The sequence below is a fragment of the Rhodococcus sp. NS-SX18 genome (assembly GCF_057367935.1).
Genome location: NZ_CM170633.1, coordinates 5,148,992 through 5,161,597, shown reverse-complemented (window position 1 = coordinate 5,161,597; position 12,606 = coordinate 5,148,992). Strand labels below are relative to the sequence as shown.

Below are 12,606 nucleotides of genomic sequence, written 5' to 3'. Positions count from 1 at the left end.
ACGAGAACTTCGGAGAAGACATGACCCACGCCCAGTCGCTGTCCCAGCTCTTCGCGCTCGACGCCCTGCTCGAGCCGGAGGAGATCGCCATCCGCGACACCGTCCGCAAGTTCGGCAACGAGCGCATCCGCCCGCACGTGGCCGGGTGGTTCGAGGACGCGAAGCTCCCGGCCCGCGAGCTCGCCGAGGAACTCGGGCAGCTCGGTGTGCTGGGCATGCACCTGCACGGCTACGACTGCGCCGGGATGAGCGCCACCGCCTACGGCCTGGCCTGCCTCGAACTCGAGGCCGTCGACTCCGGCATCCGCAGCCTGGTCTCCGTGCAGGGCTCGCTGGCGATGTTCTCCATCCACCACTGGGGCAGCGAGGAACAGAAACAGCAGTGGCTGCCCCGCATGGCCGCCGGCGAGGCGATCGGCTGCTTCGGCCTGACCGAACCGGACTTCGGGTCCAACCCCGCCGGGATGCGCACCCACGCCAAACGCGACGGCGACGACTGGATTCTCCACGGCACCAAGATGTGGATCACCAACGGCTCGATCGCCGACGTCGCCGTCGTGTGGGCGCAGACCGACCTCGACGACGGCGCCCGCGGCATCCGCGGTTTCGTCGTGCCCACCGACACCGCCGGCTTCTCCGCCCCGCAGATCCATGCCAAGCTGTCGCTGCGCGCCTCGGTCACCTCCGAACTCGTCCTCGACGGCGTGCGCCTGCCCGCCTCGGCGATGCTGCCGAAGGCGCAGGGGCTGCGCGGGCCGCTCACCGCGCTCGGCGAGGCCCGTTTCGGCATCGTGTTCGGGGCGATCGGTGCGGCCCGCGACTGCCTCGAGACCGCAATCGACTACGCGCGGTCCCGGGAGGTGTTCGACAAGCCGCTCGCCGGCTACCAGCTCACCCAGGCCAAGATCGCCGACATGGCCCTCGAGGTCGGCAAGGGCCACCTGCTCGCCTACCACCTCGGTCGCATCAAGGACCGCGGCGAGATCTCCCCGGAGCAGGTCAGCCTCGGCAAGCTCAACAACGTCCGGGAGGCCATCGCGATCGCCCGCCAGTGCCGCACCATCCTCGGTGCCAACGGCATCACGGGCGAGTACCCGGTCCTGCGGCACGCCAACAACCTCGAATCGGTGCTGACCTACGAGGGCACCTCCGAGGTGCACCAGCTGACCATCGGTCAGGCCCTGACCGGTGAGGCCGCCTTCCGGTGACCTGCGTCGTCGCGGGACCACCGGCTGAACGATGATGAGCAGATGATCGAGACACCTGTGATCGTGGGCATCGTGTCCATCTGCATCGGATTCGTGCTCTTCGTGCTCGCCGCGAGCGGAACCCGCGGCGGATGGAACCGGAAGCTGACGATCACGCTGTTCGTCCTGTCGGTCCTGTTCCTGACCCTCGTCCCGGTAACCGGCGCGGTCTTCTTCGCCACCTGATCGCTATCGAGGACCGAAGTCGTCCGCAATCCTCCCTACTGTCGTCGTAGCAGGAGAATCGACCTCACGAAGGGCGGACACCAGATGACCGAGCGGACCGGGGAACGCGCCGACATCCTCGACATCCTGGCAGAACAACGGAAGACGTTCCTGATCACCCTCCGCAACCTCGACGACGAGCAGGCCCGCACCCGCAGCACCGTCAGCGAGCTGACCCTGGGTGGGTTGCTCAGGCACGTCGCGACCACCGAACAGCACTGGATCGACACCATCCGCACGCTCGACGACACCGCCGAGTTCGACCTGGAGTCCGCGATGGAGCAGTACTTCATGCGCGACGACGACACCGTCGCCGGACTGCTCGAACGGTACGAGGCGATCGCAAAGGAGACGGAGACGTTCGTCGCCGGCCTCGAGGACCTCGACCTGCAGGTGCCACTGCCGACCGCACCGTGGGCCCCGGAGCGACAGTGGTGGAGCGCCCGGAAGGTGCTGCTGCACATCATCCGGGAGACCGCCCACCACAGCGGCCACGCCGACATCATCCGCGAATCCCTCGACGGCGCGAACACCACCAGGCAGCAGGGCGCCGACGCGGGGATGACTTTCGATTAGCCGGGTCGTCGCGCGCCGCGGTGCTTCCTGCGCGCGTTCTCACGCGCGCAGGAAGCACTTTCGGGCGCGGGGTCGCCGCCGAATCGCGGCGATCGGCGACACGCGGTCGGATGTCCTTGGTGCTCGCGGTTTCCGGGAGCAGTATCGGCCCATGTCGGCACTCTGGGACGAAGACGGCCGCGTCGCCTGGGAACTGCACGCGTCCGGGTGGGACTGGGAACAGATCGGTCGTGAACTCGCGTGCCCCGAGCACATCGCCCGTGAGATGTGCGAGAGACACGGCGCGGTGCTCGCGGAGCAGGCGCAGCAGGACCATCCGACGCTGTTCGACCTGCCCTGACATGACGGGGCACCCGCACTCGCATCTGCCGAGTGCGGGTGCCCGTCGTCGTCAGTGGGCGGTCGCGACCTCCGCCCCGATGCCGGTCTCGGCGCGCACGAGCATCTCCGCGAACTTCTCGTCCTCGTGTGCGGTGCGCCCGCGCCGCTTCTCACCGATCAGCGAACCGGCGACACACGCGGCCAGGCCGAGCGGCATGGTGACGATCACCGGCAGCTGGATCGTCAGGGGTGCCGGCCCGCTGCCGAGCCACAGCGCCTCGGTGAACATGAGGCTGACGACGGTCGAGATCAGGCCGGTGAGGATTCCCCACACGGCGCCGGTGCTGTTGAAGCGCCGCCAGTTCAGGCTGAGCACCAGCGACGGCAGGTGGGCGCTGCCGGCCACCATGAACGCCATGCCCATGAAGTAGGTGATGTTGGTGTCGTCGCCGATCAGCATGGTCAGCCCGATCGCGAGGGCACTGAATGCGACGGCACCGAACCGGGCGACGCGGGCCTGCGCATTCTCCTCGCGGGTGCGGGCCGCGACGTCGAGTTCGTCCACCGGCGGCGTGCGGGTCAGCGCCGGCCAGATGTCGCGGGCGAAGGTGCCCGCGGCGGAGATCACCACGCCGGCGACGACGGCGACGATGCTCGCGAAGGCCACCGCCGCGACCATCGCGAGGGCGATCGAGCCGCCGATCGTGCCCACGCCCCCACCGAGTTCGGTGACGAGCACGGGCGCCGCGAGGTTGCCCCCGGCACCGACCCGATCGGCGCCCCCGTCGCCCAGCAGTGCGGCGGCGCCGAAGCCCATCACGATGACGATCAGGTAGAACATGCTGCACAGCGCGACGGTCCAGCCCAGCGAGCGTCGTGCGGTGCTCGCCTCGGGGACGGTGAAGAAGCGGATCAGGATGTGCGCCATGCCTGCGGTGCCGAGCGCGAACGCCAGCGAGTACGAGACGAGGTTCAGCGCGCTGGTCTGCCCGAAGATCAGGCCGGGGGACAGGACGGCCTCGCCCGCGACCGCGTGATCGGTCGCGGTGTCGAGGACCTTCGGGAAGCTGAACCCGAACTGCGCGAGGATACCCAGGCCGACGACGATCGCGAGGACCGACAGGATCGTGGACTTGATGACCTGCACCCAGGTGGTGGCGAGCATGCCGCCGACGAAGACGTAGATGCCCATGAGGGTGCCGGCGACGATGACGGACAGCCAGAACGGGATACCGGAGACCGACTCGAGCAGCACCCCGGCCGCGACGAGTTGCGCGAGCAACACGAAGGTGCCGGTGGCGATGGTGCTCAGCGCCACGACGACTCGCACACTGCGTGCCTCGGTGCGGAACACGAGCACATCGGCGAGGGTGTACTTGCCCACGTTGCGCATCTTCTCCGCGAGCAGGAACAGCACGGGCAGGAACGAGATCACCGAGGTGCAGAGGATGACCGCACCGTCGACACCCTTGTAGAAGATCAGGCCGGTGGTGCCGAGGAAGCTTCCGGCCGAGATGAATTCACCGGCGATCGCGAAACCGTTCTGCCAGCTCGAGATCGAGCGGCCGGCGGCGAAGAATCCGTCGGCGCTGCGGGCCCGCCGGGACACGGCGAACGTGACCCACAGGGTCAGCGAGATCACCGCCGCGCAGATCGCGATGGCGAGGTAGTCGGCGTCGCCGGTCATGCCGCACGCTCCTGGTTCTCGAGGACGGCCGCGACGGCCGCGTCGGCGGCGGGCTGGATGTAGGTGCGGGTGAGCCGGAAGTAGGCGTAGACGAGGACCCACGTCCCGGCGAACTGGGAGAACACGACCCACAGCGAGAGGGGGACTCCGAGCAGTTCGGTCTCGCCGAGGAAGTGGGGGAAGTAGGCGAAGCCGACGAGGAAGGACGCGAAGAGGGCGATGGCGAGGCCGCCGAGGGAGTTGGTGACGGTGCGCCGACGGCGGCGCAGTTCGACGACCTCGGGCAGGGCGAGCATCGCGCTCCAGGTCGGTTGCGTGCGCAGTTCGGTCACGGTCGCACCGCCGCACGCCGCGCCGTCTCGAGCGCGAACAGATTCTCGTCCCAGCCCTGTTCGAGGGGGCCGAAGAAGTGGAAGCGGACCTGCTTGACGCGGTAGCGCCAGCGGCCGTCGACCTTGACCACCTCGTCGGTGTAGCGCCCGGCGGCGATCGCGGGGGTGCCGTCGGTGACGCAGGGCTGCCACAGGAACGACCGCACGGTGGCGCGGTCGCCGTCGAGGTCGATTTCCATGTTCGTGATGAAGTGCCAGAACGTCGTGAGTCCGCCGGCGGCGAGGCCGGCGAAGAACTCGCGCATCTCGGCCTTGCCGCGGGGACGGGACAGGCCGTCGAACTCGCCGTCGTCGGTGAACAGGTCCATCAGGGCGTCCCAGTCGCCGTCGTCGAGATGGCGACAGTAGCGGGCGTCGAGCGAGCGGATCGCCTCGAGGTCCTCGAGGCGGGCGATCCGCTCGGCGAGCGTGATGTCGGGGAGGGTGGTCACAGCGCGTCCTTCGATGAAGTGGTTAACGCATGTTCATGTGAGATGGACCATAAATGGAGCGCAATGGCAGCGTCAAGACGGACTTCTTGCTGGTCCCGACCCGGGCCTCTACCCTGCACCTCATGAACACTCGATCGGGCACGGCCTTGGTGGGCGTCCGCGACCGGATCCTCGACGCGGCGCTCGACGAGTTCTTCGCGGCTGGTTTCCACGGTGCGACGATGCGTACGATCGCCAATCGTGCTGGTTGCAGCGCCGCCAACGTCTACAACCACTTCGAGAACAAGTCGGAACTGCTCGTCGAGATCCTCCGCGCGGCCAGCGACGAGCAGTTCACCGCCACGCGTACCGCCCTGCGCAAGGCCGGTCCCGATCCCGCCGAGCAATGGCGCACGGCCGTGGTGGCGCATGCGCTGTTCACCGCCCGCAACCCGCGCGAGTGCCTGGTGGCGAACACCGAGCTGCGGTACCTGGGGGAGGTGGACCGCAAGCGGGTCGTGGGCTCGCGCGACGCCCAGGAGCAGCTGTTCGTCGACATCGCGGAAAAAGGCGTTGAACTGGGAATATTCGAGGTCCCGCACGTGCACCAGGCGGTGACCGCCGTCCTGACGATGTGTGCCGGGATCCCGCTGTGGTTCCGGCCCGACGGACCGCTGAGCGCTACCGAGGTGGCCGACGACTACGGCCGCTACGCCCTCAATCTGCTCGGCTACCGCCCGTCCTGAACCGGCCGTTGACGTGTGGGCGGCGTCATGCTCTACTGGGTGAACAAGCGTTAATGACCAGATACTGGTTCATCGAGGGAGTCCCCAATGACCCACCGGCCGTCGCAGCCGCGCACCGACACCCCGCGGTACCTCACCGAAGAGCGCCTCGCCATCCGCGACCTCGCCCGCGACTTCGCCATGACGAAGGTGCTGCCCGTCGCCAACGAACTCGACCCGGTCCAGGGCACCATCCCCGACTCGCTGAAGAAGGAGATGGCCGAGATCGGGTTCTTCGGCATCATGATCCCCGAGGAGCACGGCGGCCTCGGCCTCGGCGTGTTCGAGTACTGCCTGGTGGCCGAGGAACTGTCCCGGGCCTGGATGAGCGTGTCGGGGCTGCTCGCCCGCGGTAACGGCATGGGCGGCGGCTTCACCCCCGCGCAGGAGGCCGCCCTGCTGCCGAAGGTGGCCCGCGGCGAATACCTCGGCGCGTACGCGCTGTCCGAGGCGGAGGCCGGCTCCGACGTCGCCAACATCTCCTGCCGGGCCGTCCGCGACGGCGACGAATGGGTCGTCAACGGCACGAAGATGTGGTGTACCTACGCCGACGAGGCCGACTACCTCGTGCTGTTCGCCCGCACCGATCCGCGCAAGGATCCGGCCAAGCCGCACCGGGGAATCAGCGCGTTCCTCGTCGAGAAGCAGCGCGGCGTCTTCCCGGAGGGGATCTCGGGCACCAAGGTCCGCAAGATCGGCTACTTCGGCTGGAGCACCTGGGAACTGTCGTTCGACAACTTCCGCATCCCCGCCGACAAGATGCTCGGCGAGGAAGGAAAAGGCTTCTACCTCGCAGTCTCCGGGCTCGAGGTCGGCCGGGCCCACACCGCCGCCCGCGCGATCGGCCTTGCCCGCGCAGCCCTCGAGGACTCGATCGCCTACGTGCACACCCGGCGCCAGTTCGGCCGTCCCATCGGCGACTTCCAGCACCTGCGGTTCAAGATCGCGAAGATGGCAGCCGACATCGAGGCGGCGCGCCAGCTCATGTACTCCGTCGCCACCGACATCGACACCGGACGCCGCTGCTCGCTCGAGGCGTCGATGTGCAAGCTCGTCGCCACCGAGATGGCCGAGCAGGTCACCAGCGAGGCGGTGCAGATCCACGGCGGCGCCGGCTACACCACCGACTTCCAGGTCGAACGACATTGGCGCGACGCCCGCCTGACGAAGATCTTCGAAGGCACCAGCGAGATCCAGATGCGCATCATCTCCGACGAGCTGCTCGGAAGGCCGGAAACCGCATGAGCACCATCGTGACCACCTCGCACACCGTCCGCGTCGGCGATCGCGCCGCCAGCCCCGTCCGGATGGCCTCCGAGCTGCTTTGCGAGTCCGGAATCGTCCTTCCCACCGGCACGTTCGCCCTCGGCACCGTGGCCGCCGAGCTGCTCACCGCGCGCGTGCCGGCCGCGCACCGCACGGGGTTGCGCTGGACGGCGATCGCGCCGGTCACGGCGGTGGACCGGATCCGGTCGGAGGCCGTCGTCACCCGCGTCGCGGGCACCACCGCCGAGCGGTTCGTCCGCGTGCTCGACGCCACCGGCGCCGTCCGCGAGGAGGGGACCGAGACCTGGCTGCTCGACTCGCCCGCCGCGACCGCCACCGAACTCGAGTTCTGCACCCCCGCGTGGGGAGAGTTGTTGCGCGACAGCCTCACCGAGGATCCGGCCTTCGCGTCGTCGCTGGCCACCTGGGACGGCACCGTCGGCCTGCGCAGCGGCGACCGCGAGGTGCACCTGCGGATCTACCGTGGCCGAATCGTCGACGTCACCCGCCGCACCCCGCACGGAGCCACCTTCACGTTCGTCGCACCGGACCACCTGTGGGCCGACCTGATCCTCGGTGAGCGCGACGACTTCATGCGCCGCGCGATCGGTGGCGAATTCTCCGCCACCGGAGACGGATACGAGTACCTCCGGCTCACCAAGCCGCTGAACCTGATCATCGGCCACGCCCGTGCCGTCGCGAGAAAGGCCCGCTCATGATCGAGGCCCGCTACCTGGACATCGACGGAGCCCTCGGGTTCGTCGAGATCGTCACCCCCGACGGGACTCCCGCCTCCGACCCGCTGCCCACCGTGCTGTGCCTCCACACCGCCGGCCAGAGCGGGGTGCAGTGGCGGCACGTCGCCCGTGACCTCGCCGTCCGCGGCTACCGCGTCCTCGTGCCCGACCTGCCCGGCCACGGCCGCTCCGAACCGGACCCGGCCGGACCGGTCACCAGCCTCACCACCTACGGCGACTGGCTCGGCGCCCTCCTCGACGCGCTCGACGTGCACCGGCCGTACGTGCTCGGCTGCTCCATCGGCGGCAAGCTGACCCTCGAGCTCGCCACCCGGCCGGACCGGCCGCTCGCCGGCGCCGTCGCGATGGAGGCCGAGGCCGCTCCGGGCCGGGTCAACGTCGCCGGCTTGCGGCGCGAACTCGAGGACGTCGCCGGGCCGTCGCGTGCCGAACGGACCTACCTCGGCACCCTCGCCTCCGTCGGGCGCTCGGTATCCGCCGACACGGCGCACCGGATCGCCCTCATGCACAAGCGGGAGGACCCCGAGATCTCCTCGTCCGACCTCATCGGCTGGGGCACCCACGACGTCCGCGACCGCCTGTCGCAGTTGACCTGCCCCCTGCACCTCGTCGTCGGATCGGACGACCCGTGGCTCGAGGCGGACGCCGTCGCGGACCTCGCCGAACGGATCAACGAGATCTCTCCCGGACGCGCCCGGTTCACCCGGCTCGACGGCATCGGTCACTACCCGATGGAGGAGGTCGACGACTTCGCCGGCCTCGCCGATTCGTGGCTGACCGACCTGCGAGCCGCCACCGCGGAGGTGCTGTCGTGACCGCTACGACCACCGCGGGGCTCGCCCCCTTCCTCGACGACCTCGTCGCCGCAGATCCGGACGCCGTGGCCACCTACGACGCCGCCGACGGCCGGCTGCTGCCCTGCAGCCGGGCCGAGCTGCGCCGCCGCGCGCAGGCGCTGCGGTCCGAACTCGAGGCCGTCGGCGTCGAACGCGGCCGGTGCGTCGCCGTCCTGCTCCCCAACTGGTCCGACGCGCTCGTCTGGCAGTTCGCGGCCGCCGCGCTCGGCGCCCACGTCATCGGGGTCAACACCCGCTACAACACCGGGGAGGTGGCCCACATCCTCACGGCCGCGCGGCCCGCGGTCGTCGCCGTCGCGGCGGGCTTCCACGGGCTCGACCTGTTCGGCACCCTGCGCGACGCGGCGGGGACCGTGACGGTGCCGCCCCCCGCGGTCGCCGTCGTGGGCGGCCCCGGCAGCGACGCCGGCGATCCCGCGGGGTTCGATCTCGGTGCGGGCTGCTGGTGGGCGGGCAGCGGCGACACCCGGGGGGTGCGCGCGCCGGACACCCCGGACACCGCCCTACCCACCCCGGCCGGGGCGGAGGACGATCCGGCGGATCCGCTGGCCGTCGCGTTCACCACCTCCGGCTCCACCGGCACCCCGAAGCTCGCGGCGCACCGGGACTCCGCGGTGGTGCGGCATGCCCGCGCGGACGCCGCGGTCATGCGGGTCGTCCCCGGCGACGTCGCGCTGTGCGTGCTGCCGGTGTCCGGCGTGTTCGGCTACAGCACCGCGATGGCCGCCCTCGCCGGGGGCGCCACGCTCCTCATGGAACCGGTCTTCGACGCGGCGGCGACGCTGCGCCGCATGGAGCACCTGCACGTCACGCACGTGGTGGGCGGGGACGACCTGTTCGGGCGCCTGTACGACACGTGGCACGGCGAGGTGCGCGCCGACCTGTCCGCGCTGAAGTGGCTCGGCATCGCCGACTTCCTCGGCCGTTCCCACGAGATCGCCCGCTGGGCCCGTGACGAGTTCGCCGCCCACACCTCGGGGGTGTTCGGCTCGTCCGAGGTGTTCGCGCTGACCCTGCTCTGGTCGGACGACGACCCGGAGGCGGTGCGCTGGAACGGCGGCGGCCGGCCGGTCGATCCGGCGATCCGGGTGCGTATCGCCGACCCGCTCGACGACCGGGTGCTGCCGGACGGCGAGCAGGGCGAGCTGCAACTGCGTGGCCCCAACGTCGTCGACGCGTACCTCGGCAACCCGGACGCCGCCGCGCGCGCGTTCACCGCCGACGGCTGGTTCCGCAGCGGCGATCTCGCCGTCGCGACCGGCGACGGCGGCTACACCTACGTGTGCCGGATGGGAGACGTGCTGCGGCTGCGGGGATTTCTCGTGGACCCCGCCGAGATCGAACACCGGCTGGCCGAGCACCCCGGGGTGCGGACGGCCAAGGTCGTCGGCATCACCGGCGACGGCGGCTACACCCGAGCCGTGGGCTTCGTCGTCCCCACCGACGACGACCCGACCGACTTCGATGCGGCGTCGCTGAAGGCATGGTGTGCCGAAACGCTCGCCGCGTTCAAGGTGCCCACGGCGATTCACGTCATCGAGGCGATGCCCACGACGGTGGGCGGCAACGGCACCAAGATCCGTGCCGTGGAGCTGCGCGAATGGGCGCAGGACTGGACCGACCGGGAAAGGGACTTCCGACATGACCACAACTGACGCGACCGCCGGCGACGTGGTGATCTGCGAACCCCTGCGCACGCCCGTCGGGCGGTACGGCGGGGTTTTCGTCGACGTGCCCGCCACCGACCTCGCCGCCCGCGTGATCTCGGAGCTGCTGTCCCGCACCGGGATCGACCCGGAGTCGGTGGACGACGTGATCTTCGGGCAGTGCTACCCCAACGGGGAGGCCCCCGCGATCGGCCGCGTCGCCGCGCTCGACGCGGGCCTGCCGGTGACGGTGCCGGGCCTGCAACTCGACCGGCGGTGTGGCTCCGGGCTGCAGGCCGTGCTCGACGCCGCGATGCGCGTGCAGACGGGCGTGGCCGACGTCGTGATCGCCGGCGGCGTCGAATCCATGAGCCGCGCCGAGTACTACACCGAATCGATGCGGTGGGGCGCCAGGGGCGCGCCGGCTGCGCTGCACGACCGGCTCGCCCGTGGCCGCGTCACCGCCGGTGGGCGTAACCATCCCGTCCCGGGCGGGATGCTCGAGACCGCGGAGAACCTGCGCCGCAAGTACGGGATCGGTCGTCGCGAACAGGACGAGCTGGCGGTCGAGTCGCACCGGCGTGCGGTGGCGGCGATCGATTCCGGGGTGTTCGCGGAGGAGATCGTGCCGGTGTCGGTGCCTCAGCGCAGGGGCGACGACCGCGTCGTCGACCGGGACGAGCACCCGCGGGCCGACACCACCGTCGACACCCTCGCGAAGCTGCGGCCGATCATGGCGGCACAGGACCCGGCGGCGACGGTGACCGCCGGCAACGCCAGCGGTCAGAACGACGGTGCTGCAGCATGTCTCGTCACGACCCGCGCCCACGCGGAGCGGCTCGGGCTGCGACCGCTGGGCCGGCTGGTCACATGGGCGGTGGCCGGCGTCGCCCCGGCCGAAATGGGCATCGGACCGGTGCCCTCGACGGAGAAGGCTTTGAAGCGGGCCGGTCTCACGCTCGCCGACATCGACCTCGTCGAACTCAACGAGGCGTTCGCCGCCCAGGCGCTCGCGGTGACCCGCGAGTGGGGCTTCACGGAAGCCGATTTCGAGCGGACCAACGTCAACGGCTCGGGGATCTCGCTCGGTCACCCGGTGGGGGCGACCGGCGTGCGCATCCTCGCCACGCTGCTGCGCGAACTCGACCGCCGCGGAGCACGATACGGCCTCGAGACGATGTGCATCGGCGGTGGGCAAGGGTTGACGGCGATCTTCGAGCGGGTCGCATGACGACCCGGCCGCTCGACGGGGTCCGCGTCGTCGACCTGTCCAGCTTCGTCGCCGGCCCGACCGCCGGGCGCATCCTTGCCGAACTCGGCGCGGATGTGATCCGCGTAGACCCGATCGGCGGCGCGGTCGACGGTGGTCGCTGGCCCCTCGCGGAGTCGGGAGCCAGCCTGTACTGGACGGGCCTGAACCAGGCCAAACGGTCCGTCGCGGTGGATCTGCGCAGCGACGACGGCCGCGCCGTCGTCACCGACCTGATCGCCGAGGCGGGCATCGTGCTCGAGAACGCGGCTCGCGCGTCCTGGCTCGCACACGACGTGCTCACCGCGCGCCGGCCCAACCTGATCCACCTGCACATCGCCGGCAACGCCGACGGCTCGCCCGCCGTGGACTACACCGTCAACGCCGCGGTCGGCCTGCCCCTGATGACCGGACCCGTCGACGGGACCGTCCCGGTGAACCACGTGCTACCGGCTTGGGACCTGCTCACCGGGGTGCAGGCGGCCCTGGGCATCGTCGCCGCGCTGCGGCGGCGCGACCGCACGGGCGAGGGCGCCTACCTCGAACTCGCCCTCGAGGACGTCGCCGTGTCCGCGGTCGCGAGCATGGGCTGGCTGGCCGAGGCAGAGGACCGCGGGGCCGGCCGGGAGCGGCAGGGCAACGCGCTCTACGGCAGCTACGGGTCGGATTTCGCCACCGCCGACGGCCGTGCCGTGATGGTCGTCGGCCTCACCGCCGCCCAGTGGCGGGGGCTCGTCGAGGTCACCGGCACCGCCGAGGTGTTCGCGGCGCTCGAACGGCATCGCGGGCTCCGATTCGCCGACGAGGGCGACCGCTACGCCGCGCGGGACGAGATCACCGCGATCCTGCGTCCGTGGTTCGCGGCGCGCACGCTCGCCGAGATCGAGAAGGAACTGTCCGGCAGCCGGGTGCTGTGGGCGCCGTACCGGACCATGGACGAGGTGGCCGCCCGCGAGTATGCCGTCATCGAGCGCGTCGAACAGCCCGGCGTCGGTGCGGTACCGACGGCGCGCTCCCCGTTGCGCTGGGACGGGACGTACACCGGGGCGCGCCCGGCGCCGCAGCACGGGCAGCACACCCGCGAGGTGCTGGCGGAACTCGGGCTGGGAGCCGGCAGCATCGACGCGCTCCTGGATGCCCAGGCGGGGACGCCGGCGCCGTCGGCCCGGCCCGACGGGGCGTAGCAC

14 protein-coding genes are annotated in these 12,606 nt (G+C 70.7%); 11 read left to right on the top strand and 3 right to left on the bottom strand.

Annotated features, from left to right (window positions below; all coding sequences use genetic code 11):
* The first annotated feature begins 20 nt into the window (after positions 1 to 20).
* The 4 genes from AC2IPW_RS23730 (at position 21) to AC2IPW_RS23715 (ending at position 2,388) form a co-directional block, all read left to right on the top strand.
* Positions 21 to 1,208, top strand: coding sequence for an acyl-CoA dehydrogenase family protein (locus tag AC2IPW_RS23730; RefSeq protein ID WP_486375832.1), 1,188 nt, complete (start codon positions 21 to 23; stop codon positions 1,206 to 1,208).
* Between the two features lie 42 nt (positions 1,209 to 1,250).
* Positions 1,251 to 1,433, top strand: coding sequence for a hypothetical protein (locus AC2IPW_RS23725; protein WP_003938777.1), 183 nt, complete (start codon positions 1,251 to 1,253; stop codon positions 1,431 to 1,433).
* Between the two features lie 84 nt (positions 1,434 to 1,517).
* A complete protein-coding gene (locus AC2IPW_RS23720) occupies positions 1,518 to 2,048 on the top strand; it encodes a DinB family protein (RefSeq protein WP_054372637.1) in 531 nt (176 codons plus the stop codon).
* Between the two features lie 151 nt (positions 2,049 to 2,199).
* Positions 2,200 to 2,388, top strand: coding sequence for a hypothetical protein (locus AC2IPW_RS23715; protein WP_003938775.1), 189 nt, complete (start codon positions 2,200 to 2,202; stop codon positions 2,386 to 2,388).
* 51 nt (positions 2,389 to 2,439) lie between these two features.
* On the opposite strand, the gene AC2IPW_RS23710 is transcribed toward AC2IPW_RS23715, so the two are convergent.
* From AC2IPW_RS23710 to AC2IPW_RS23700, 3 genes are read right to left on the bottom strand one after another with little or no spacing between them, the layout of a single operon-like run.
* Entirely contained in the window at positions 2,440 to 4,056 is a 1,617-nt protein-coding gene (locus tag AC2IPW_RS23710; RefSeq protein WP_450119675.1) for a solute symporter family protein, read from the bottom strand.
* On the bottom strand, positions 4,053 to 4,388 hold the full coding sequence (locus AC2IPW_RS23705) for a DUF485 domain-containing protein (RefSeq protein WP_003938773.1): 336 nt from the start codon (positions 4,386 to 4,388) through the stop codon (positions 4,053 to 4,055). The genes AC2IPW_RS23710 and AC2IPW_RS23705 overlap by 4 nt, the downstream gene beginning before the upstream one ends.
* Complete coding sequence (locus AC2IPW_RS23700) at positions 4,385 to 4,879, bottom strand: nuclear transport factor 2 family protein (protein WP_003938772.1); 495 nt, start codon at positions 4,877 to 4,879, stop codon at positions 4,385 to 4,387. Before AC2IPW_RS23700 ends, AC2IPW_RS23705 begins: the two co-directional genes overlap by 4 nt.
* A 122-nt stretch (positions 4,880 to 5,001) precedes the next feature.
* Here AC2IPW_RS23700 and AC2IPW_RS23695 point away from each other — a divergent pair, with 122 nt between their 5' ends.
* The 7 genes from AC2IPW_RS23695 to AC2IPW_RS23665 all read left to right on the top strand — a co-directional run bounded on the left by AC2IPW_RS23695 (position 5,002) and on the right by AC2IPW_RS23665 (position 12,603).
* On the top strand, positions 5,002 to 5,604 hold the full coding sequence (locus AC2IPW_RS23695; RefSeq protein ID WP_416062132.1) for a TetR/AcrR family transcriptional regulator: 603 nt from the start codon (positions 5,002 to 5,004) through the stop codon (positions 5,602 to 5,604).
* Between the two features lie 87 nt (positions 5,605 to 5,691).
* Positions 5,692 to 6,888, top strand: a complete 1,197-nt coding sequence (locus tag AC2IPW_RS23690; protein ID WP_003938770.1) for an acyl-CoA dehydrogenase family protein — start codon at positions 5,692 to 5,694, stop codon at positions 6,886 to 6,888.
* A complete protein-coding gene (locus tag AC2IPW_RS23685; RefSeq protein WP_486375831.1) occupies positions 6,885 to 7,628 on the top strand; it encodes a hypothetical protein in 744 nt (247 codons plus the stop codon). The genes AC2IPW_RS23690 and AC2IPW_RS23685 overlap by 4 nt, the downstream gene beginning before the upstream one ends.
* Positions 7,625 to 8,482, top strand: coding sequence for an alpha/beta fold hydrolase (locus tag AC2IPW_RS23680; RefSeq protein ID WP_486375830.1), 858 nt, complete (start codon positions 7,625 to 7,627; stop codon positions 8,480 to 8,482). The genes AC2IPW_RS23685 and AC2IPW_RS23680 overlap by 4 nt, the downstream gene beginning before the upstream one ends.
* Positions 8,479 to 10,179, top strand: coding sequence for an AMP-binding protein (locus AC2IPW_RS23675; RefSeq protein WP_302069464.1), 1,701 nt, complete (start codon positions 8,479 to 8,481; stop codon positions 10,177 to 10,179). The genes AC2IPW_RS23680 and AC2IPW_RS23675 overlap by 4 nt, the downstream gene beginning before the upstream one ends.
* Complete coding sequence (locus tag AC2IPW_RS23670; protein ID WP_395704427.1) at positions 10,166 to 11,401, top strand: acetyl-CoA C-acetyltransferase; 1,236 nt, start codon at positions 10,166 to 10,168, stop codon at positions 11,399 to 11,401. Before AC2IPW_RS23675 ends, AC2IPW_RS23670 begins: the two co-directional genes overlap by 14 nt.
* Positions 11,398 to 12,603 carry a CoA transferase gene (locus tag AC2IPW_RS23665; protein WP_395704428.1) on the top strand — a complete coding sequence of 402 codons (1,206 nt, stop codon included), beginning with the start codon at positions 11,398 to 11,400 and terminating at the stop codon, positions 12,601 to 12,603. The genes AC2IPW_RS23670 and AC2IPW_RS23665 overlap by 4 nt, the downstream gene beginning before the upstream one ends.
* The last annotated feature ends 3 nt before the right edge of the window (positions 12,604 to 12,606 follow it).